Raw genomic sequence first — 22,031 nt, 5'->3', positions numbered from 1 at the left:
TCAGCCCGGAGGTTGTCTGCGGTGGTGCGAGAGCAGCGTGTCGTAGATGTCGGCCAGCGCGCTGAGCTGTTCGCGGTCCAGCGCGTTGATCATGTGCTTGCGCACGCTGCGCACATGCGCGGGCGCCGCGGTGCCGAGCACGGCGGCGCCGCGCGGGGTGAGCCGCGCGGCGGTGCGGCGCGCGTCGTCGGGGATCGGCTCGCGCACCACCAATCCGCGCTTCTCCATTCGGGTGATCTGGTGGGAGAGCCTGCTCTGCGACCACTCCAGCGCCTCGGCCAGGTCGGCGAAGGTCAGCCGGTGGTCCTCGGAACCCGCCAGGCGTGCGAGCACCGAGTACTCGACGTAGGTGAGGTTCGACTCACGCGACGAGTCGCGTCCCACGGCGGCGGCGATGAGATCGCGCGTGCGCACGAATCCCAGCCAGGCCCGCATCTCGACGTCGTCGAGCCACTGCGGATCGGTCACGGCAGCCTCCAAGCCTCTGACGTGTCAGCCAATTGCCCCGCTGTGGTCGTGTCGAGCGCGACAAACTGTAGGGACTGACAGGTAGCACCACTGGGGTTGAACGTGCAACCTTTTGTGCGGCGTACCAATGCGCGGGCCCCGAGTCGCACAGTCGCACTATGGGTTCGGTGCGGCTGTGAGGCGTCCGCCTGCACAATTAGGTTTGCCTAACCCGTGGCCGGTCCTGGACCGCTGGATAGGCTCGCTGTGCTTGTGACCAGCCTGGCCCAGCCCGCCTGCGGCCGACGGTCCGCTCGAGCCCCAGTCCCACCCGAAGGAGTGCGATCCGTGACCGCCCCGGAATTCCGCTATTCAGATCTGCTGCCGACCGGCGCGGACGACACGCCGTACCGGTTGCTGACCACCGAGGGCGTCAGCACCTTCGAGCACAACGGACGCACGTTCCTGCAGGTCGATCCCGAGGCGCTACGGCTGCTCACGACCGAGGCGATGCACGACATCAGCCACTACCTGCGTCCCGCGCACCTCGGTCAGCTGCGCAAGATCATCGACGACCCGGAGTCCTCGGGCAACGACCGCTTCGTCGCGCTCGACCTGCTCAAGAACGTCAACATCTCCGCGGGCGGCATCCTGCCGATGTGCCAGGACACCGGCACCGCCATCGTGATGGGCAAGAAGTCCGAGGGCGTGCTCACCGGCGTCGACGACGCCGAATGGATCAGCCGCGGCGTCTACGACGCCTACACCAAGCTGAACCTGCGCTACTCGCAGCTGGCTCCGATCACCATGTGGGACGAGAAGAACACCGGCTCGAACCTGCCCGCGCAGATCGAGTTGTATTCCACCCAGGGCGATCCCGCGCACCCGTCCTACAAGTTCCTGTTCATGGCCAAGGGCGGCGGTTCGGCCAACAAGTCCTTCCTCTACCAGGAGACCAAGGCCATCCTGAACCCCACGCGGATGCTGGAGTTCCTGGACGAGAAAATCCGCTCGCTGGGCACCGCGGCGTGCCCGCCCTACCACCTCGCGGTCGTGATCGGCGGCACCAGCGCCGAATTCGCGCTCAAGACGGCGAAATACGCCTCGGCGCACTACCTGGACAACCTGCCCACCGAGGGCTCGCTCGCCGCGCACGCCTTCCGCGACCTCGAGCTCGAGGAAGAGGTCTTCAAGCTCACCCAGTCGTTCGGGATCGGCGCGCAGTTCGGCGGCAAGTACTTCTGCCACGACGTGCGTGTGGTGCGGCTGCCCCGGCACGGCGCCAGCTGCCCGGTGGCTATCGCGGTGTCCTGCTCGGCCGACCGGCAGGCGCTGGCCAAGATCACCCCGGAGGGCGTGTTCCTCGAGCAGCTCGAGCGCGAGCCCGCGCAGTACCTGCCGGAGCAGACCGACGAGATCCTCGGCGGCGACGTCGTGCAGGTCGACCTGAACCGGCCGATGTCGGAGATCCGCGCCGAACTGTCGAAATACCCTGTCAAGACCCGGCTTTCGCTGACCGGCCCGCTGGTCGTCGCCCGTGACATCGCGCACGCCAAGATCAAGGAGCGGCTGGACGCGGGCGAGCCGATGCCCGACTACCTGCGCGACATGGCCGTCTACTACGCCGGTCCCGCCAAGACCCCCGACGGTTACGCCTCCGGCTCCTTCGGCCCCACCACCGCGGGCCGGATGGACTCCTACGTCGATCAGTTCCAGGCGGCGGGCGGCTCGTTCGTCATGCTGGCCAAGGGCAATCGTTCGGCGCAGGTGACCAAGGCGTGCAAGGAGCACGGCGGCTTCTACCTCGGTTCCATCGGCGGCCCCGCGGCCCGGCTCGCGCTGGACTGCATCAAGTCGGTCGAGGTGCTGGAATACCCCGAGCTGGGCATGGAGGCGGTCTGGAAGATCGAGGTCGAGGACTTCCCCGCGTTCATCGTCGTCGACGACAAGGGCAACGACTTCTTCGCCGAGACGCAGAAGCCGATCGCGCTGCGGGTGCGCACCCGGTCCAAGGAACGGGTCTAGGCGTACCTCCGCCTTCGTTCCGGCCGTTCGCGGGGCTGTGGAACAGACTGCGGTCCGGCGGCGCTTCTCGAATGCGGCTGTGGCGCTAGGCGGTCAGCGGTGCGGACACGGCGATGTCACCATGATCACCGGTGTGACATCGCCGCCCTCCCGGGCACCCTTAGCGAGTAGGTCGCTGAGTTTCGAGCCGAGGAGGGCAATGGGTACGTCGTTTCGCGTCTCGGAATCGGCCGGGCGACGGCTTGTCGCGCGAGCCGCACTGGAGGGAACCAGTTCGACCACACTGCTCGACAGGTTGATTCGGGAGGGGGTCGACCAGTTGGAGCACCCGGGGATCGTGTTCCGCGGGCCGATCCACAACCGGCGGGCCGCGCTGGCCGCCGGACCCGATGTCTGGGAGGTGGTGGCCAGGCTGCTCGAGCTGGACGGTCCGGTGGAACGCCGGATCGCCGTGCTGAGCGGGCAATCCGATCTGCACTCCCGCAAGATCAGGACCGCGCTCGCGTACGCGTGGGACAACCGGATGGAGATCGGCACCCGGATCGGTCGCAATCGTCAAGCTACCGAAGCGATTCAACGGGGCGAGCCGATCTAGACCCAGAAAGCCGACCGGTTGGTCGCTGCGCCGAGGCCGCTCGTCGACCTCGGCGCTTTTCTTTTCTCCGAGTTCGGGTTGTACTCCCGCGAGCGAAAAGGGCTCGCGGCTGGGATGATTCGGACAAAACGCTCGTGATCGACGCCGGGGGTAAGGTCGAGCCGATGTGGGCGATCGTGTCGACCTGGGTACCGGATTCCGACGGAGGCTTCGGTGAGGTGATCACCGAGACCTGTGAATCCGTCAGCGTGCGAGATGTCCTGCTGGATACGGACATTCCGGTCCGCGTCGGCGACCGTGTCCGATTGGAGTACGCCGACGGCGAGCTGGTGCGTGTCGTCCGGGCGCGGTAGGGGATTGGTAGCAGGCTCGCCCCAGTGTGATCCACAGCACTGGATAACTATGTGGACAGCGATCTTTCCTGTGGATATCGGGATTGCCAGGCATGTGCACTCGGGATCCGATGCGGCGATCTGGGGCCGGGATGTAGCCAAAAGCTATCACCTCTGGTTATCCACATGCCTGTGGATTCGGGGGATAGATGTAGTCTCCGCCGGGCATCTCTCCACAGGTGATCCACACGAAATCCCTGGTGCCTGACGGTAACTTGCACGCGCTGCCAGTTTCGGGGTCGATGGTGGCGCGGGCCCGCGCACTTTGTCCGGGTTCCCGGGGGCGCTCGAAGGGACCGTCCAGTCTCTGGTTGCCCAGCCACCCTTTCGCTACCGAGCGGAGAGAAATGGATTCGCCGGGAGAGAAAGCGTGGCTGAACGTGGTTGTCGGACAACCATTTCTCTCCCGTCGATCTGTGCGGTTCTTCGGCTGGGTGAGGGTGTAGGGGTCGAAGTGCGCAGGCCGCCTGCCGGGTGGGTCGGGTGAGCTTTGCAGGCCCTATTGCCGAGCGGGCGGCAGTTGTGTGCTGGTGGTTGCCCTTTGGGGCGAGGGCGGGGTGGTCCGCGTGCCGCACGGGTTGGTGGCCGAGGTGTTGGCTGCTGCTGGGTAGGTGGTGGTGCGGTGGTCGGCTGCCGGTGGTGATGTGCAGGCTGCATTGTCGAGCGGGGCTCAGGTGGTTCTCTGGATGTGGACGCCGGGGTGTGCGGCCAGGCGGCTTGTCGCGTCCGAAAAGCACTGGATTGTGACGGCGTAGCGGCCAGTTTGCCGCGGATCGATGCTGGTGGGGGTGGGTCGCCTGGTGATCATCGGTTGGGGGAGTGGGCGGTTGGGCGTCGTTAGGATGGCGCCCATGTTGGTGAGGAATGCGGGATTCGGGAAGCGGACGGCGGTTGGGGTGCTGGCGGCGGCCGCGATCGGCGCCGCGGGTACGCCGCAGGCGCTCGCTACGCCGAGCGACGAGCGGGAGGTCTTGGTTTTGGCCACCGCCACCGAAGGGCTCGATCCGGCGCTCGCGGTGGCGTACTCGTTCGCCGAGGATGCGGCGCATTCGGAAGGCGTTCCGATCTGGATCAACTCCGGATACCGCAGCTACGCCGAACAGCAAGCCCTCTGGGAAGACGGCATCGCCACCTACGGCAGCCCCGAGGAGGCGCGCCGCTGGGTGCTGCCGGCCGAGGAATCCACCCACGTCGCAGGCCAGGCCATCGACGTCGGCCCGCAACCGGGCGCGCAATGGCTCGAACAGAACGGAAACCGCTGGGGCCTCTGCCGCACCTACACCAACGAATGGTGGCACTTCGAGTTGGCCACCATCCCCGGCGCCGCCTGCCCGCCCCTCCGTCCGGACGCCAGCGAACGCTGATCGACGCTGTCGGTCATCAGCCCGCGCATGGCGAAAGCAGGCGGAGGTATGCGTGCTCGGCACCGCTGGACAGCTTCCGGTCACCACCGGCGCATGGGCGAAGCGCGGGCCCGCGGTGCGCCTGGCATACCGCGGGCCGAGTCGGTCGGTAGGCCCCGTGTGCCGGAAGAGCAGGCCGAAGTATGCCGGGTTGGCGTCAGCGGAACTACGTCCGTCGACGACAAGTTCGGCGGGAGCAACCGAGGTGCGCCTGATCGCTGCTGTCCGACGATGCCGGTCGTCGGTCCGTCCACGGCCGACGCCCGGGCGAGGTGCGCCTGGTTGCGTTTGCGGGACAGTGCCGGTCGTCGGCCCGCGCATGGCGGGATTGGGCGTGGTATGGCTGGTTGGCGTTGCTGGGCTTGGTCGTGCGCCCGCGCATGGCCGAGAGCGAGGGGAAGGGTGCGTCAGATCGGTGCTATTGGACGGGCTTTGGTCCGCTTGGGGCGGGACCGGAGGCCGATGTATGTCGCGGGCTGCCGTAGCTGGACGGGATCCGTCCACCACCTGTTCATGGCCGGAGCAGCTCGAGGTGCGCCTGATCGCTGCTGTCCGACGATGCCGGTCGTCGGCCCGCCCACGGCCGGAGCGCGGAGAGGTGGGCCTGGTTGCGCTGCGGGAGGGTATTGATCGTCGGCCTGGAAAGGGCTGCGGCGCAGCGATGTCTACCCGTTCGATGCCAGCGGAGTTCGTCCATCGTACGGCCGGAGCGGCGGCGAAGACGGGCACGTCCAGGGCACGCCGGTGGGGAGGGGGTCGTCGGCCCGCGCCTGGCCGAGATCAGGCTGTGGGTACGCCGGGATCGAGGCGGCGGCTCACGAGCGCGACGGCGGGCTCGGGGCCCGGCCGAGGACTTCCGTCGGGACCAGGCGTTGGGCGCCGAGGACCTCGATGCCGAGCAGGGTGCCGGAGGAGCTGAAGTCGAGGACTACGGTGCCGCCCTCGACCGGGGTGACGACCTGGCGGGTCGCCTCGCCCGGGGCTATCTCGTCGGCGATGGTGAAGTAGGCGGCGTCGGCGGCCGGGTCGTAGGTCATGTGCATGTCCGGGTCCTCCATCGGGTCGCCGGGGCCGTGAGCACTCAACGGTAACTCCGAAACGGTCGCGCCGCCGAGTCGCGAGCCGTAATGAGGACGGCCGGACAGCGCCTCAGCGCACCGGCACAGGTTCGGTCGCCTCGATCCGTCGGCCGGTGCGTCCCGCTCGCCGCGGCAGCACCCAGAACAGCGCGAACGTGCTGATCAGGCTGATCGCGCACACCGCGACGATGTACCAGGCGACCGGGGCCGACCCGGAGCCCGCCGACCCCGATCCCGATCCCATCGACCACAGCGCCGTCGCGATGAGCGGCGCGAGCCCGCCGCCGAGAATCACGGAGATCTGAACGATGAGCGAGGTCCCCGAGTACCGCACCGCGGGAGGGAACAACTCGGCGATGATGATGCCGCCCACGCTGTGGCTGATCGGCAGGACCACGCCCATCCCGAGCAGCGCGAGGAAGACCACGACTCGGTTGCCGGTGTTCAACAGCGGGAAGTAGACCGCGCACCACGCCAGCAGCGCCGCGGTGCCCGCGAGGAAGACCCGCGCGGTACCGATCCGATCACCGAGCGCGCCCCACAGCGGCATCGTGGCGCACCAGACGATCGCGGCCACGATGACGCCCGACAGCAGGAAATCCCTGCTGAACCCGAGCTCCTTGGCGCCGTAGGTGAGCGTGAAGACCATGAAGATGTACACCACGGCCGAGGTCGCGACCGCCGCGCACAGGATCAGCGCCAGTCGCGGCGCTCCGACGCGCAGCGCGTCGCGCAGCGGAAACGCCGATACCTCCCCGCGCCGCACCAGTCCCGCGTACTCCTCGGATTCGGTGACGCGCAGCCGCACCACCAGGCCGACCGCCACGAGAATCACGCTGAACAGGAACGGAATCCGCCATCCCCAGGACTGGAACGCCGCATCGGGCAGCAGCGCGCTCACGCCGAGGAACATCGCGTTGGCCAGGATCAACCCGGCGGGCGTTCCCATCTGCGGGAAGCTCGCGTACCGGTTGAGCCGCCCGGGCGGTGCATGCTCGATGGACAGCACCGTCGCGCCCGCGCCCTCGCCGCCGAGCCCGACGCCTTGCACGAGCCGCAGCACGACCAGCAGCACCGGCGCCCAGAATCCGATGCTCGCGTAGGTGGGCAGCACACCGATCAGCGTCGAGCTGACGCCCATGACGATCAGCGACACCACCAGCGTGGTGCGCCGCCCGAACCGATCGCCGAAGTGCCCGAACAGCAGCCCGCCGATCGGGCGCGCGCCGAACCCGACCGCGAAAGTGCTGAAGGCCGCGAGGGTGCCAGCGGCCGGGCTCAGCGAGGGGAAGAACTGCTTACCGAAGATCAGCGCCGACGCCGTGCCGTACAGCATGAAGTCGTACCACTCGAGCGTCGTGCCGATCAGGGTGGCCGCGGCGACCCGGCGCGGGGCGGACACGGCGGTCGAGCGGGGTGGAACCGAGGTCACTGCAATCCATTCAGCCGACGGGCGCGGGTGCGCCCGGCATGTCGTCGAGGGTGAGCCCGCCTTCGATGGTGGCTGGCACCCGGCGGCGGTTGGGGGAGCCGAGCGCGGTGGTCAGATCGGCGCCGTCGTGTTCGGCGAGCAGATCGCCGCTGTCCCACACCAGCAGCGTCGCGCTCACCGTGTTCTCGGCGGTGGAGTGTGCCAGGTCGTAGTGGGCGCAGCCGGGCACGTGCGGGTAGGTGATCCACAGGTCGTAGCCGGTCATGAACAGATCGAGGTCGAATTGCACGCTCAGGCCCAGCAATTCGCTGCGGCCGTTGTCGTCGACGCCCGCGAACGCCTCGTCCAGCGCGAGCAGGCGCGGCGCCTGCGGATCGGCGGAGTCGAGCATGACGTGCGCGGCCGCGAACAGCGGCAGGTGCAGCGACACCGACTGCTCACCGCCGGAGAGCGCACTGTGCCTGGCCACGGTCAGCTTGTCCTCGCTGCCGTCGCCGGAGATGAGGGTGAACGAGAACACCCGCCAGGTGCGGTAGTCCAGGGTGGCGGCGAGGATCTCGGGGTAGGAGCGTTCGGGGTGCGCGGCGCGCGCGGCGCGGATCTCGGCGGCGAAGTGCGAGCGGATCGCGGCCAGGTCCTCGGAGCCGAGGGTGGTGGCGTCGCGGTCGAGCAGTTTGCACATCGCCCTCGCGGCGTCGGACAGGTTGTCGGCGAGCACCCAGTGCACGCCGATGGTGTTGCCCGAGGACATCCGCCGCTTCTTCATCTCCGCGCCCATCTTGGCGATGAGTTCGCGTGCGTCGCTGGTGCGTTCGTGGATCTGCTGGGCGAGGCCGGTGAGCAGCGCGTCCTCCAGGATGCGGCGCTCGGCGTCGGTGAGCAGCAGTTCCTGGTCGTGCCTTGCTTGGTCGATGCGTCCGGCGAAGTCGGCGAGCGCGGCGATCCCGTTCTCGTCCTGCACCTGCACCACGGTGAGCCCGTCGGCCGCGTCCCACTGCAAGCGGTAGTCGCGGCCCGAGGCTGCCAGCGCGGCGTCGAACTCCTGGAGGGCCGCGGTCACCGCGCTGCGGGTGGACTTGCGTGCCGCCTCGCCCGCGCGCACCGCGGCGGTGGCCGCGGTGAGGCCGTCGAAGAGCTCGGCGACCTCCTCGGGCAGCACCCGCGGTTCGTGTTCCGGCCCCGCCTGGGTGATCCGGTAGAGCAGCTGTTCCGATGTCGACCAGGCCGCATCGCTGCTCGGCCACCGGCACTCCGGCGACGCGCCCAGCAGCGACAGCAGATCCGGCTGGGCATAGGGCGCAAGGCTTTTCACGTCGGTGAGCACCTCGGTGAGTGCCGTGCCCAGCGACTCGTGTGCGGTGCGGAAGGCCGCCTCCGCGTCACCCACCGCCTCGATCGCCTCGTTGGCGGCCTTGCGCGCGGCCTTCTGTTCGGCCCTCGTCGCCTCGATGCGCTGCCTGGCCAGGTCGAGTTCGCGGTCGATGTCCGCCGCGCCCGCGCCGAGCGCCTCGCGCAGCGTCTCCAGTTTGCGCAGCTGTTCCTGATAGCCGGCTTGGGCGGCCTCGGCCTCCTCGGCGAACGCCTCCGCCAGGTCGCGCGCCTCGTCGTAGCGGTCGGCGCCCTCGCGTTCGCGTTCGCGTTCCCGGTCGTGGTCGGCGCGCAGCCGGAGCAGCCCGGTGCCGGTGTTCTCGAAATGCCGGATGGCGGCGGCCAGCGCGTCCAGTTCGCGCGATTCGCGCGGCGCACGGTGCGCGACGGCGGCGGCCCGCAACTTCTTCTCGATGGCCGCGACCTCGGTGACGGCCTGGTCCAGATCCTTCTCGGCCTGCGCGGCGGCCTCCGAGCGGGACCGCATGACGCCCGCGGTCTCCGACACCGAACGCAGTGCGGCGGTGACCGCGGCCGGACGCGGAAGGGCCTTGGCGGCGGCCGTGATCCGAGCCAGTTCCGCGTCGGCCGCGTCGGCCTCCGCCGTGGCGACGCGCTGAACCTCCGCGGCCGCGTCCCGCTGGGACGTCAACTCGGCGAGCCGCAGTTCGCGGCGACGGGCGCGGGCGGTCGCGCCGATGAATTCGGCGTCGGGCTTGTGGTGCCTGCCCGCTTGCACGCCCTGCCGGAACCCGCCCGCGCCGCTGATCGCCACGCCCGCGGCGGCGTCGAGTTCGTCGAGCAGCGCGATCGAGGCGAGCACGTCGGAGACGACCCGTCGCGGCACGGTCAGACCCTCGGCGTCGTCCTCGATCACGAGCACGTCCGCCAGGGTGCGTCCGGTCGGCCGGGCGGAGGGCGGCAGCGGAACCAAGAACTGGTCGCTGCGATAGCCGGTGGGTAGTTCGTCCTCGGCGCACACCCAGGCGTCGAGCAGCCCAGCGGCGTGCAGTGCCGCCTCGACACCGGCGGCGGTCTCTGGCGTCACGTCGTCGCCGAAGCGGACCAGCCGCCAGAGCGGAGCGCCGGAGCGCCCGGTCCGGTCGTCGGTGCGTGTCGCGGTGCTGGGCGGCGCGTCGTCGCGCCGCGCGCCGACCCGGTCGCGTTCGGCCCCGAGCTCGGCGATCTGTTCGGCCGCCGCCGCGGCGCGCGCCTTCGCCGCCAGCCTGCGGTCGCGCAACTCGTCGAGCAGCGGTTCGGCGCGTTCGGCCAGCACCTCCGCCACGCCCGCCGCGTCGTCGGAGCCGACCTTGGCCAGCGCCGCGTCGAGCGCGTCGAACAGTCCGCCGCCGAGCGGGGCGTAGCACTCGCGGTGCCCTTCCCACCAGGCGCGCAGCGCCGCCGCGGCCTCGGTGCGGGCCAGCGTCACCGCCGCCTCGGCGTGCGCCACCTCGGCGGCGGCCGCCTCGCGCGACCCCACCGCGCGCTCGGCCAGCCGTTCCGCCCTGGCCCGCTCGGCAGCCGCGGAATCCATGAGCAGCAACGCTTTACGCACCGCGCGCACATCGGCATCGCGCTCTTCGGCGCGGGCCCGCACGGTCGCGGTGAGCTGATCGCCGCGCGCGTCGTCGGACAGCGCGGTCCAGGCGATGCCCGCCTCCTCGGCGGCGGCGCGCAACTCGTCCTCGCCGCGGGACAGCGCGGCTGCGGCCTGCTGCACCGCGGCGCGCGCCCGCTCGGCCTCCTCGGCCCGCTGGTCGAGGGTCTGGCGGGCCTTGAGCGCCTTGTCGCGGTGCACCGCCGCGGAGGTCTCCAGCCTGCGCACCGCGTCGGCCAGGTCGTCGAGTTGCTGTTTGCCCTCGTAAGCGCTGGAGCGTTGCAGGGTCTCGCGGTCGGTGAGGGCCTGTTCGTAGGCGCGGTCGGCGTCGTCGGCGCGGGCCTCGGCGGCGGTGCGCTCGGCCTCGCGGCGCTCGCGCAGCGCGGTCGCGGCGAACAGCGCGGTGCTGGCGTGGGTGACCGCGTCCAAGCGGGCGCGTACCTGGTCGACATCGGTCTTGGCCTGCACCGCAAGGTATTTCCGGTACACGCCGACGAAGGCGCGGGTGGCGGTGTCGGCATGCACCAAGCCCTCGAGGGTGCGCCCGACCTCTTCCATATCGCTGAAGGAGCGGGCCGCGTCCAGGATCAGCTGTTCGTCCAGCGGGCGTAGGCCGTCGGTGAGCGCCTGGGAGAGCCCGCGCGGGTCGAGGTTCTTGGCGAGCTGCGGGCGGCGCAGCGTCAGAATGAGATTGATGAGCTGGTCGTAGCGCTGCGCGCCGAGCCCGAACATGCGGGCGTCGATGGCGGCCCGGTATTCGACCGGCCGGTCCACGATGGAGTCGGTGCCGATCTGCTCGGCCAGCTGTTTGCGGGTGAACGGGCGGTCGTCGGGACCGATGAGGGAGAAGTCGACGCCCACCCGTCCGTCGGCGACGAAGTACCAGCGCGTGACCTTGTCCGAGGAGCGGGTGGCGCGCATGCCGATCCCTACGGTGACCACCTCGGGGTCGTCCCACTTCCCGCGCGCGAACTCCATCCAGACATAGGAGTAGGCCGATTCCTGCTTGCGGTACAGCAGATTCGACTTCATCGTGCGCTCTTCGCCCGCGAACGGGTTGAGCCTGCGCGGTTCGATGCGGCCGTCGAGCACGAACGGGAACAGCACCTCGAGCGCCTTGGTCTTGCCCGAGCCGTTCGGTCCGCGCAGCACCAGCCTGCCGTCGGCGAAGCAGAACTCCTGGTCTCGGTAGTCCCACAGGTTGACGATTCCGGCGCGGGTCGGGAGGAAACGCACTCCGCCGTGAATGACCGACATGTTCAGATCCCTTCCGTACCGGTGCTTGCGGCCCCGACCGTGTCGGCGGCGGTGACGAACAGTTCCGCGGCGCGCTTGGTGCGCACGGTGACCACCGCACCCCGATAGCGCGCCAGGGCGGGCAGCACGAGCAACCCGTCCTCGAGCGGCTGGACCAGCCGCAGCCGCGCGAGCAGCGCGCTGACCTGCGCGGTGAGGCCGGGCACGTCGGCCTGCCACTGCGCGGCGAAGGTGACGCCGTAGCGATCGGTGAGCGCCTGCACGGTGTCGCGCACCCAGTCGGCCGCGACGAACGGATAGGTCGCCCCTGGTTCGGTCTCGTCCTCGTCCTCCGCCGAATCCGCCTCGGCCGCTTCGGTTCCGGTGAACGGGTGATCAGCCATCGGCGCGAACAGTGTGGATTCGGGGATGGCGTCGTCGAGCCGATCGGCCAGCGCCACACCGGGATCGGCGGCGCGCGGGCGGTGGGGGAGCGGGTGATCGATGTCGAGGACCACATCGGCGATCTCGCCGACCAACAGCAGCGCCACCTGGGCGAGCGTGCCGGTGCCGGGAAAGCGGACATCGGACAGCCGCCCCGAGGTGTCGATGAGCGCGACGCCCTCGGCCCTGCGTTCGGCGCGCAGGCCGGTGAACAGCTCGACATCGGCGACCGTCCGGTCCTGCGCAAGCACCGGACGCTCCTCGGGCATCAGGTCCTCGGAGTACACCACCGGCCGCTCCACCAGCGCTCGGCGCACCCGGCGGGCGATCTCGCCGGCCGCCGCGGCGGGCTGCCCGGCGGTGACGGCGGGATCCTCGGCCAGCAGGCCGCGCACGCTGTGCAGATGCTGCAGGGCGCGCGGCGGCCGGAACAGTGCGAACACCACCGGCCGGTCGATGTCGTAGAGCGCCTCGCCCGCCTCGGGATCGGCGGCCCAACCGCCCGCGTCGCCGTCGGCGAGTGCGAGCGCGCCGCGGGCGGCCAGCCAGCCGACCGCGTCGACGAAGGCGTCGCGGTCGGCCGCGCGATCCGGCGCCAGCTCGAGCCCGTCGATCCTGGCCGTGTACGCCGCGACCTGATCCGCGAGCTCCGAGAGCGTGATCTGATCGCCCGCGCGGCCGAGCGCGGCCAGCGCCAGCGCGAGGTAGGCGTAGCGGCGGCGGTCGAAGACGCGGTCGTTCACGGTGCGGGCGGGTTTGCCGCCGTCGAGCCGATCGATCACGGGATAGACCCGCGCCGTGGTCTCGGTGACCTCGAGCCGGTAACCGAACAGTTCGGCGAGATCCTCGCGGAGTTCGGTGGCCCACCGGCGAATCAGCGGCAGCGCGATCCGGTCCGGATAGGTGCGGGTGACCAGGTGGTTGGCCAGGATCACCCTGGCGGCGCGCTGGTAGTTGTCCAGTGCGAGCGCGTCGATGCGCTGGGCGTGGATCATGCTCCGCCCCTTGCTGTTTCGGCATCGGACACATTCTCGGTGGCCTTCCCGCGCCCTGCGTTCCCGCCTCGGGACCTGGTCGCGCGGACGTCGAGCTTGCGGTTGTTCAGGTGCAGCAGCCCGCGCGAGGTCCTGACCACGGTCGGCCCCGGATGTTCGGAGACCGTCAGGGTGACGCCGCTCTCCGAACCCGTGGTGCCGCCGACCCGCCCGCTGACCGGCACCCACGCGGTGGAAGCGGCGTCGAGTAGCCGTAGCAGCACCTCGGTTTCGCGCTCGTCGAGCACCCGTTCGTGAACGTCCGCGGCGGCCAAGGACTGCGCCGCCTCCGCCCTGGCTCGCTGCGCCGCCAGCTGGGCCTCGCGCAAACGGCGAATCCCCGCGTCGTTGCGCTGGATTCGACTCGGCGCACCCGCCGAGGGCGGCCGCCCGGTCTCGGCCAGGGTGCGCGAGATCTCCAGCGGCGGCGCCTCCCACCACGACCGCGTCGCGGGCACGATATCGGCGTCCGGATGCTCCATGGCGATGTGGCGCGGCCTGCCGAGCCCGAACACCGCGTCGAACAGCGCGTGCGCGCTGTCCGCGGTGGGCGCGGCGGTGAACCAGCCCGCGAGGTGGCGCAGCGCCGACTCCCGGCTCACCCCGCCGCGGCGCGTCTCGGTGACCCGCCGCAGCAGCGACAGCACGGCCGCGATCGCGCTCATGGTGGCCTCGCGCAGCCGGTCCGCCTCCGTGGACTCGCCCTCGGCGTCCGAGGTGACGAACCAGGTGCGCAGACCTTGCCAACGGGCGTGCCAATCCGCCTCGCGTTCGGCGGCGCTCAACAGCACCCGCTCGTCGCAGCTCGCGGCGCGGGCGATGAGGTCGTCGACGCCGGTCTCCTCGATCTCGCCGATGGCGGCGGCCAGCCGGGGCGCGAAACGTGCCAGGTCCATGCTGAACTCGCGCATGTGCGCGAGCAGCGCGTCCTTGTGCGCGAGAAAGGATTCCGGGGTGATCTCGGTGGTGCGCACCAAATCGCCGAGCGACAGATAGAAATGGGCGGCGCGCGCGGCCATATCGGACAGCGCCGCGTCCAGCCTGCGCAGCGTGCGATAGACGCGCTCGGCGTCGCCCGCCCGATTCGCCACGGCGAGGGTGTGCAGGTCGGCGAGTAGTTCCGGCAGCACGAGCCGCGAGAGCGACGCCTCGTCCAGCCGCGCCTCCAGTACGCCGGCCACCGCGCGATAGGCCTGGAACCCGGCCTGCGAGAACTGGTAGACGTAGTGCCGGTTGCGGTATTCGGCCAGCGTCGCCGCGCGGGTGCCGTCGTAGCTGCGTTCCAGCACGCCCCACTGGTGCAGCTGGTCGAGCAGCGGGCCGATCTCCGCGGCGCTCAGCGGCGCGGCGTCGCTGCGCCGGAACAGACCGGGCTGCGCCTCGGCCGGACCGGATGCCGTCGGGTCCGGCGAAGGTCCGCTCTCCGCGACCCGTGCGCGTCCGCCGTTGCGGCGAGTCCAGTCCGCCACATCGTCGGCGTGCAGCAGCACCACGTAGGCGGCCCGCGCGCTGTCGAAAGCGCGCAGCACCCAGAGGTAATCGGCGCGCTTCTCCGCCGTCGCGAAAGAGAACAGTCGCAGCCGCTCGTCCCACAGTGCGGCGGAGCCGTGCTGATCACCCAATGCGGTGGTGCCGGGTTGATCGCCCGGTGCGGTGGTGCCGTGCTGATCGCCTTGCGTGGCGGAGCCGTGCTGATCATCCAATGCGGTAGCGCCGGGCTGATCGCCTTGCGTGGCGGTGCCGGGCTGATCACCCTGCGCGGCGGTGCCGGGTCGATCACCCAGTGCGGTCGCGCCGGGCTGATCGCCCGCGGGCGGGCCGTCGTCGGAGTCGGTCACCGGGAACAGGGTAGTAGCGGGCCGGTCGCCGCCCGGCAAGACCGACCCCTGTTCGGCGTGGCTGCGTCCGCTGTCCCGCGGTTCGCCCACGCCCGGACGCGGGCCGCTCACTCGGTGGACAGCGCGCGCAGTTGCTCGAGATAACAGCGCGTGCGCGGATCGCCCGGATAGCGTTCGATGATCTCGCGGGCCACCTCGCCCGCGATCCACATCAGCGAAGGCAGCGAGCGGCGCTTCCCCGAGAAGGCGCGCATCCCTTCGGCCAGCGCGAGTTCCAGATCGCGTCCGCGCACCGCCACGACGGCCAGCGTCAGGTGCGCCTCGGACACGCGCATCGGGTTACGCACCGTGCCGTCGGCCCGGGTGGAGTTCCGGATGACTTCGCGGGCAAAGGATTCCGCGAGCCGATCCTCGCCCGCCACGCGGCAGCAGTCCATCGCGTAGAAGTCGAACTTCTGCGGGTCGACCACGAAATGGTTGTCCAGGTTCGCCGGATGGTCGAGTCGCTCCAGGATCGCTCGGCCCTTGCCCAGCGCCCGCTCCACCTCGGCGCGATCGCCGAGTCGTGCCCACGCCTTGGCCCGCTGGGCGGCCAGTTGCACACCGACCCCGAGATGGCAACTGTCCTCTAGCGCACTGTTGGCGGCTTCCACAGCACCCCGATAGTTACCTTGGGTCAGCGCGAACCACGCCGCCATTTCCGCGGCCCAGCCGAGGATCTCGAGATGGTCGGCCTCCTTGCCGAGCGACCACGCAGCACGCCGGGTGGCCTCCGCCGAAGTACGGCGGCCGAGGTCGTAGTCCACGCAGCCGACGAGCAGCGCGACCCAGCCCGCGAGCACCAGGATCTCCCGGTGCTGGGCCAGCGTCAGCCGCCCGTCGAGCAGCGAGGTGATCCGCCGCAGCCACGACGTGCCCTCGGCGTGCAACGCATGCGGATCGGCGTAAGGGTATTCGCAGCACAGGCGCTCGGCGGTGATCCGGATGGCGTCCAGCGTCGCCGCGGAGACGTCCGACATGCGCAGCCTGCCGATGAACTCCAAAGTGTCCATCCCCGTTGCGGAAAGCAGCTCGTCGTCCCGATTCGGCCTGGCCTTGGGGAAGAACGCCGCGGTGACGGTGTCGAAGGCGGCGGCGATGATCGGCGCGTAGAAGTCGTCGGGTCGCGACTCGCCCGACTCCCAACGCCGCCAATTGCGTAGCAGCGTGCTGTCTGTCGGCAGATTGTGCGATGACTTCGCGCGCATCACGCGGACGGCGTCTGCCTGTGACCACCCCCTCGCATCGCGCTCGGAACGCATCCGGACTGCCCAGACGGGTCGATCGTCTCCAGCGGCCACGGTTGTAGTATCGCACCAGTTAACGTCTGGTGGCCCGGATAGGGCATCTAGATGTCAGCGGGTTGACACCTGCATTCGCAGTTTGGCGTCAGCGATCCTGAAGTGGGAGCGGTCAGGTTTGCCGGATTTGCAAATGTAAGTGCAGATGCAAGATCCGGGATCGCCCTCGTCGCAGTACCCTGCACGGGAAGATCCAAACAAGAGAACAGCGGCCCTATCCAACGGAGGTTCGGGTGGAAGCGTTGATCTATGGATACTTGCGTGATGATCTGGCCGACGGCCACAGCGATGAGCTCGAGCGCGCGATGAGCACGTTCGCCCGAGCCGAAGGGCTTTGCTTCGCCGCAACATTCCATGAATCGACAGCGGGCGACGGTACGGCGTTCGCCGAGCTGACGCAGGAACTCAAGCGGGCCGACGCGCACCACGTGGTGGTGCCGTCACTCGATCACTTTGCCGGCCAGACGATTCCGCGAGACATCCTGATCGCGAAACTGGCCCACGAGGCCGCGGCCCAGGTCTGGGCCGTCGAGGAGGTGAACGCGCCGCCCTCCGTGGCGTGAACCACCGACCCCAGGCGCGGCGAGCAACACCTCGACACGGTGTTGCTCGCGCCGGGACCGGACCCGCGCAGCCGCGACCGGACGGTCACAGCCCGAAACTACCCGGACCCCTTCTGCGTAGATACTTTTCGAACTCCGCCGCGATCGCGTCACCATCGATCTTCGCCATCGCGTCGTTCAAATCGACTGCCGCGTCACCGCGTTCCTCGAGCGAACGCACATACTCGGTGATCTCCTCGTCGCCCACGGTCATCTCGTTCACCGCGGCCTCCCAATCCTCGGCCTGCTTGGGCAGCTCACCCAGCGGCACCTCGATGTCGAGCACATCCTCCACCCGATGCAGCAACGCGATCGTCGCCTTCGGATTCGGCGGCTGCGACACGTAGTGCGGCACCGCCGCCCAGAACGACACCGCGGGCACGCCCGCCTTCACACACTGATCCTGCAACACACCGGTGATGCCGGTCGGGCCCTCGTAGCGGGTCTGCTCCAGATTGAAGCGCTCGGCCGCCTCCTTGCTGTACGCGGAACCGGTCACCGGAACGGGCCTGGTGTGCGGGGTGTCGGCGAGCAACGCGCCCAAGATCACCACGGTCTGTACGCCGAGCTGTTCGATGAACTCCAGCAGATCCCCGCAGAAACTGCGCCACCGCATATTCGGTTCGATCCCGCGCAGCAACACCACATCCCGGTCGCTGCCCGGTGGCGAGCACACCGAAAGCATGGTGGCGGGCCACTGGATCTCCCTGGTCACGCCGTCGACCTGACGGACCGTCGGCCGATTCACCTGATAGTCGTAGTAGTCCTCGGAATCGAGTTCGGCCAGCGGCTCGGCATCCCAGATCAGTTCCAGATGCTCGACGGCGCCGCTCGCCGCGTCACCGGCGTCGTTCCAGCCCTCGAAGGCGGCAACCAGCACCGGATCCCGCAACGTCGGCAGTTCCGAATCGGAAGTTTCACTGGGGTTCACCCGGTCAGCCTACGGGTTGCGCCCGCATGGTGCTGTATCTATTGCGCGCTGGCGCGCGCGTGTTCGCGGCCCCCTGTTGTCTCGCGTCCGAGCCCTCGCGACTCGCGCCTGCGGCGCCTGCGTCGCGAGGGCTCGGACGCGAGACGGGCCGCGAACGGGCTCGTAAGACTCGCCCTCGGGGTGGCTGGGAGTGCGGGATGTCGGGGTTCGGGATTTCGGTGTACCGATTCTGGGGGTGGTCGGGGATGTGGCGCCGCACACGCTCGCCGTGAACATTCGCAGGCTGTTGGTTACCAGTCGTACCGGGCCTTTACGCTTGTACACATGTCTGTGTCCCGCTCCGCCGTGTTCGATACCACGCTTCTCGACACGCTCCGTCGGCGTGTAGTCATCGGTGACGGCGCTATGGGCACGATGTTGCAGGCCGCGGATCTGACCCTGGACGATTTCCGCGGGTTGGAAGGTTGTAACGAGATCCTCAACGAAACCCGGCCCGACGTGCTGCGCGACATCCATCGCGCGTACTTCGAGGCGGGTGCCGACGCGGTCGAGACCAACACCTTCGGCTGCAATCTGCCGAACCTCGCCGACTACGACATCGCCGACCGGATTCGTGATCTGTCCGAGCGCGGCACCCGGCTGGCCCGCGAGGTGGCCGACGAGATGGGGCCGAGCGAGGACGGCACGCCGCGGTATGTGCTCGGTTCGATGGGGCCGGGCACCAAGCTGCCGACGCTGGGGCACGCCCCGTACACGATCTTGCGTGACGCCTACACCGAGTCGGCGCTCGGCATGCTCGAGGGCGGCGCGGACGCGATCCTGATCGAGACCTGCCAAGACCTGTTGCAGGTGAAAGCCGCGGTGACGGGCAGCAGGCGGGCGATGGAACGGGCCGGCCGGCGGATTCCGATCATCACCCACGTCACCGTGGAGACCACCGGCACGATGCTGGTCGGCAGTGAGATCGGCGCGGCGTTGACGGCGATCGAGCCGCTCGGCATCGACATGATCGGCCTGAACTGCGCGACCGGTCCGGACGAGATGAGCGAGCATCTGCGGCATCTGTCGCGGCACGCGCGGGTGCCGGTCTCGGTGATGCCGAACGCGGGCCTGCCGGTGCTCGGCGCCAACGGCGCGGAGTATCCGCTGACGCCGGAGGAGCTGGCGGTCGCGCTGCGCGGTTTCGTCTCCGAGTTCGGTCTGGCGCTGGTGGGCGGCTGCTGCGGCACCACGCCGGAGCACATCCGCCAGGTGCGCGATGCGGTGCGCGAGGTCGAGCCCGCGTTGCCGCCGATCACCGAGCGCCGTGCCCCGGCGCACGAGCCGAGCGTGTCGAGCATGTACACCTCGGTGCCGTTCGAACAGGACGCCTCGGTCCTGATGATCGGCGAGCGCACGAATGCCAACGGCTCCAAGGCTTTCCGCGAGGCCATGCTGGCCGAGGACTGGCAGAAGTGCCTGGACATCGCCAAGGACCAGACCCGCGACGGCGCGCACATGCTCGACCTGTGCGTCGACTACGTCGGCCGCGACGGCACCAAGGACATGGAGGCGCTGGCCTCGCGCCTGGCGACCGCGTCGACCTTGCCGATCATGCTGGACTCCACCGAAGCCCCGGTGCTGCAGGCTGGGCTCGAGCACCTGGGCGGCCGGTGCGCGGTCAACTCGGTGAACTACGAGGACGGCGCGGGACCGGAATCCCGGTTCCAGCAGACCATGCGGCTGGTGGCCGAGCACGGCGCCGCGGTGGTCGCGTTGACCATCGATGAGGAGGGGCAGGCCCGCACCGCCGAGAAGAAGGTCGAGATCGCCGAGCGCCTGATCGCCGACATCACCGGCAACTGGGGCCTGGTCGAGTCCGACATCATCATCGACACCCTGACCTTCACCCTCGGCACCGGTCAGGAGGAGTCGCGCCGCGACGGGCTGGAGACCATCGAGGCGATCCGGGAACTCAAGCGCAGGCACCCGCAGGTGCAGACGACCCTGGGCCTCTCCAATATCTCCTTCGGCTTGAACCCGGCCGCGCGGCAGGTGCTGAACTCGGTGTTCATGCACGAATGCGTGCAGGCGGGCCTGGACTCGGCGATCGTGCACGCCTCCAAGATCCTGCCGATGAGCCGGATCCCGGACGAACAGCGCGAGACCGCGCTCGACCTGGTCTACGACCGCCGTACCCCGGACTACGACCCGCTGCAGAAGCTGATGGCGTTGTTCGAGGGCGTCTCGACGTCGTCGTCGAAGGCCTCGCGCGCCGAGGAGCTGGCCGCGCTGCCGCTGTTCGAACGGCTCGAGCGCCGCATCGTCGACGGCGAGAAGGCCGGTATGGAGGCCGACCTGGACGCGGCCATGGCCGAGGTGCCGCCGCTGCAGATCATCAACGAGACGTTGCTGGCAGGCATGAAGACCGTCGGCGAACTCTTCGGCTCCGGACAGATGCAGCTGCCGTTCGTGCTGCAGTCGGCCGAGGTGATGAAGTCCGCCGTCGCGTACCTGGAACCCCACATGGAGGCCACCGACGACTCCGGCAAGGGCCGCATCGTGCTGGCCACCGTCAAGGGCGACGTGCACGACATCGGCAAGAACCTCGTCGACATCATCCTGTCGAACAACGGCTACGAGGTGGTCAACCTCGGCATCAAGCAGCCGATCGCGACCATCCTCGACGCCGCGATGGACAAGAAGGCCGACGTGATCGGCATGTCCGGACTGCTGGTGAAGTCGACCGTGGTCATGAAGGAGAACCTGGAGGAGCTCAACGCCAGGGGCGTGGCCGACCAGTTCCCCGTGCTGCTCGGCGGCGCCGCGCTGACCCGTGCCTACGTGGAGAACGACCTGACCGAGGTGTACGAGGGCGACGTGCACTACGCCCGCGACGCCTTCGAAGGCCTGCGGTTGATGGACGACATCATGACCCGCAAGCGCGGCGGCGGACTCGACCCGGACAGCCCCGAGGCCGTCGCCGAGCGCGAGAAGGCCGCCGAGCGCAAGGCCCGCCACGAACGTTCCAAGCGGATCGCCGCGCAGCGCAAGGCGGCCGAGATCCCCGTCGAGGTGCCCGCCCGCTCGGACGTTGCCGCCGACCTGCCGGTGCCGGTGCCGCCGTTCTGGGGCACTCGCGTGGTAAAAGGCCTTGCGCTGCACGAATATTCGGGACTGCTCGACGAGCGGGCGCTGTTCCTCGGCCAGTGGGGTCTGCGCGGCCAGCGCGGCGGTGACGGGCCCTCCTACGAGGAATTGGTGGAGTCCGAGGGCAGGCCGCGGCTGCGCGCCTGGCTTGACCGGCTGTCCACCGAGGGCGTCCTGCAGCACGCGGCCGTGGTCTACGGCTACTTCCCCGCCGTGTCGGAAGGCGACGACGTCGTCGTGCTCACCGAGCCGGATCCCGATGCGCCGCACCGCTATCGATTCACCTTCCCGCGCCAGCAGCGCGACCGGTTCCTGTGCATCGCCGACTTCCTGCGCTCGCGCGACGACGCCAAGGCCACCGGTCAGGTGGATGTGCTGCCGTTCCAGCTGGTGACGATGGGTCAGCCCATCGCCGACTTCGCCAACGAGCTGTTCGCCGCCGACAACTACCGCGATTACCTCGAGGTGCACGGCATCGGCGTCCAGCTCACCGAGGCACTCGCCGAATACTGGCACCGCCGCGTCCGCGAGGAACTGGTGCTGGACGGGCATTCGGTGGCCGAATCCGACCCCGACGACGTGCTGGACTACTTCAAGCTCGGCTATCGCGGCGCGCGCTACTCCTTCGGCTACGGCGCCTGCCCGGAGCTGGAGGACCGCGCCAAGCTGGTCGACCTGCTCGAAGCCGACCGCATCGGCGTCGTCCTGTCGGAGGAACTCCAGCTGCATCCCGAACAGTCCACCGACGCGTTCGTCCTGCTGCACCCCGAGGCGAAGTACTTCAACGCCTGATTCGTCCGGCGAGAACGGCGGCTCCGCGCTGTGTGGAGCCGCCGTTCCGCTGTGAGCGGCGCACACGGCTCGGGGAGATGTGACGGTACTCACCGCGATGAGCGGAGGGCCGCCATCGCCCGGCCCCTGCCATGGGCCCTGACCTGCTGAGACGTGCGGAAGCGCGGGTCACCGCACGGGTGTCGCCGAAGTATCTGTTACCTGCGGGTACGCTTGATGTTTCGAGGCGACCTGGGTATTCGACCGCCCGGTCCGCGGTATCGGGTCACGCGGCTGGATGTCTGTCGGGTCCGTATGCCATTGTCGAAGAGTTGCAACTGCATCCGGAGCAGTCGGCGGATGTTGTT

The 22,031-nt window shown here is 69.5% G+C and carries 14 protein-coding genes; 6 read left to right on the top strand and 8 right to left on the bottom strand.

Annotation, left to right across the window (positions count from 1 at the left end; all coding sequences use genetic code 11):
* Positions 1–468, bottom strand: a complete 468-nt coding sequence (locus ACRWNM_RS17515) for a MarR family winged helix-turn-helix transcriptional regulator (protein ID WP_431968720.1) — start codon at positions 466–468, stop codon at positions 1–3.
* A 327-nt stretch (positions 469–795) separates the two neighbouring features.
* Between ACRWNM_RS17515 and ACRWNM_RS17510 the strand changes: the two genes are divergently transcribed.
* The 4 genes from ACRWNM_RS17510 to ACRWNM_RS17495 all read left to right on the top strand — a co-directional run bounded on the left by ACRWNM_RS17510 (position 796) and on the right by ACRWNM_RS17495 (position 4,823).
* Positions 796–2,472, top strand: coding sequence for a fumarate hydratase (locus ACRWNM_RS17510; RefSeq protein WP_431968718.1), 1,677 nt, complete (start codon positions 796–798; stop codon positions 2,470–2,472).
* A gap of 199 nt (positions 2,473–2,671) precedes the next feature.
* Positions 2,672–3,067: a hypothetical protein gene (locus ACRWNM_RS17505; protein WP_431968716.1), complete on the top strand. Its 396-nt coding sequence runs from the start codon at positions 2,672–2,674 to the stop codon at positions 3,065–3,067.
* Positions 3,068–3,201: 134 nt separating this feature from the next.
* On the top strand, positions 3,202–3,420 hold the full coding sequence (locus ACRWNM_RS17500; protein ID WP_431968714.1) for a hypothetical protein: 219 nt from the start codon (positions 3,202–3,204) through the stop codon (positions 3,418–3,420).
* Positions 3,421–4,310: 890 nt separating this feature from the next.
* Positions 4,311–4,823 carry a M15 family metallopeptidase gene (locus ACRWNM_RS17495; protein WP_431968712.1) on the top strand — a complete coding sequence of 171 codons (513 nt, stop codon included), beginning with the start codon at positions 4,311–4,313 and terminating at the stop codon, positions 4,821–4,823.
* An 854-nt stretch (positions 4,824–5,677) separates the two neighbouring features.
* Here the strand turns inward: ACRWNM_RS17495 and ACRWNM_RS17490 are convergent.
* The 6 genes from ACRWNM_RS17490 to ACRWNM_RS17465 all read right to left on the bottom strand — a co-directional run bounded on the left by ACRWNM_RS17490 (position 5,678) and on the right by ACRWNM_RS17465 (position 16,137).
* Positions 5,678–5,947, bottom strand: coding sequence for a DUF2283 domain-containing protein (locus ACRWNM_RS17490; protein ID WP_431968710.1), 270 nt, complete (start codon positions 5,945–5,947; stop codon positions 5,678–5,680).
* Positions 5,948–6,011: 64 nt separating this feature from the next.
* Positions 6,012–7,373, bottom strand: coding sequence for an MFS transporter (locus ACRWNM_RS17485; RefSeq protein WP_431968708.1), 1,362 nt, complete (start codon positions 7,371–7,373; stop codon positions 6,012–6,014).
* 10 nt (positions 7,374–7,383) lie between these two features.
* Positions 7,384–11,595, bottom strand: coding sequence for a TIGR02680 family protein (locus ACRWNM_RS17480; protein WP_431968706.1), 4,212 nt, complete (start codon positions 11,593–11,595; stop codon positions 7,384–7,386).
* Positions 11,596–11,597: 2 nt separating this feature from the next.
* Entirely contained in the window at positions 11,598–13,010 is a 1,413-nt protein-coding gene (locus ACRWNM_RS17475) for a TIGR02678 family protein (RefSeq protein WP_431969098.1), read from the bottom strand.
* The gene (locus ACRWNM_RS17470) at positions 13,010–14,632 is read right to left on the bottom strand and encodes a TIGR02677 family protein (RefSeq protein WP_431969096.1); all 1,623 of its coding nucleotides are present in this window, start codon (positions 14,630–14,632) and stop codon (positions 13,010–13,012) included. The genes ACRWNM_RS17475 and ACRWNM_RS17470 overlap by 1 nt, the downstream gene beginning before the upstream one ends.
* A gap of 365 nt (positions 14,633–14,997) precedes the next feature.
* Positions 14,998–16,137 carry an XRE family transcriptional regulator gene (locus ACRWNM_RS17465; RefSeq protein ID WP_431968704.1) on the bottom strand — a complete coding sequence of 380 codons (1,140 nt, stop codon included), beginning with the start codon at positions 16,135–16,137 and terminating at the stop codon, positions 14,998–15,000.
* A 326-nt stretch (positions 16,138–16,463) separates the two neighbouring features.
* Between ACRWNM_RS17465 and ACRWNM_RS17460 the strand changes: the two genes are divergently transcribed.
* Positions 16,464–16,793 carry a hypothetical protein gene (locus ACRWNM_RS17460; RefSeq protein ID WP_431968702.1) on the top strand — a complete coding sequence of 110 codons (330 nt, stop codon included), beginning with the start codon at positions 16,464–16,466 and terminating at the stop codon, positions 16,791–16,793.
* An 85-nt stretch (positions 16,794–16,878) separates the two neighbouring features.
* Here ACRWNM_RS17460 and ACRWNM_RS17455 read toward each other — a convergent pair whose 3' ends face one another.
* Positions 16,879–17,763, bottom strand: coding sequence for a PAC2 family protein (locus ACRWNM_RS17455; protein ID WP_068069147.1), 885 nt, complete (start codon positions 17,761–17,763; stop codon positions 16,879–16,881).
* 324 nt (positions 17,764–18,087) lie between these two features.
* On the opposite strand from ACRWNM_RS17455, the gene metH reads away from it, so the two are divergent.
* Positions 18,088–21,684 (top strand): methionine synthase, encoded by a 3,597-nt coding sequence (gene metH, locus ACRWNM_RS17450; RefSeq protein ID WP_431968699.1) that lies wholly within the window; start codon positions 18,088–18,090, stop codon positions 21,682–21,684.
* Positions 21,685–22,031 lie beyond the last annotated feature (347 nt).

The organism is Nocardia sp. bgisy134 (assembly GCF_965341865.1).
Classification (GTDB): Bacteria; Actinomycetota; Actinomycetes; order Mycobacteriales; family Mycobacteriaceae; genus Nocardia.
The sequence above is the reverse complement of the archived record's forward strand: the minus strand, read 5'-3'. Positions and strand labels throughout refer to the sequence as shown.

Coding starts and splice junctions, on each gene's coding strand:
- ACRWNM_RS17505 (WP_431968716.1), top strand. CDS start 2,672: ATGGGTACGTCGTTTCGCGTCTCGGAATCGGCCGGGCGACGGCTTGTC.
- ACRWNM_RS17465 (WP_431968704.1), bottom strand. CDS start 16,137: ATGCGCGCGAAGTCATCGCACAATCTGCCGACAGACAGCACGCTGCTA.
- ACRWNM_RS17495 (WP_431968712.1), top strand. CDS start 4,311: ATGTTGGTGAGGAATGCGGGATTCGGGAAGCGGACGGCGGTTGGGGTG.
- ACRWNM_RS17480 (WP_431968706.1), bottom strand. CDS start 11,595: ATGTCGGTCATTCACGGCGGAGTGCGTTTCCTCCCGACCCGCGCCGGA.
- metH (WP_431968699.1), top strand. CDS start 18,088: ATGTCTGTGTCCCGCTCCGCCGTGTTCGATACCACGCTTCTCGACACG.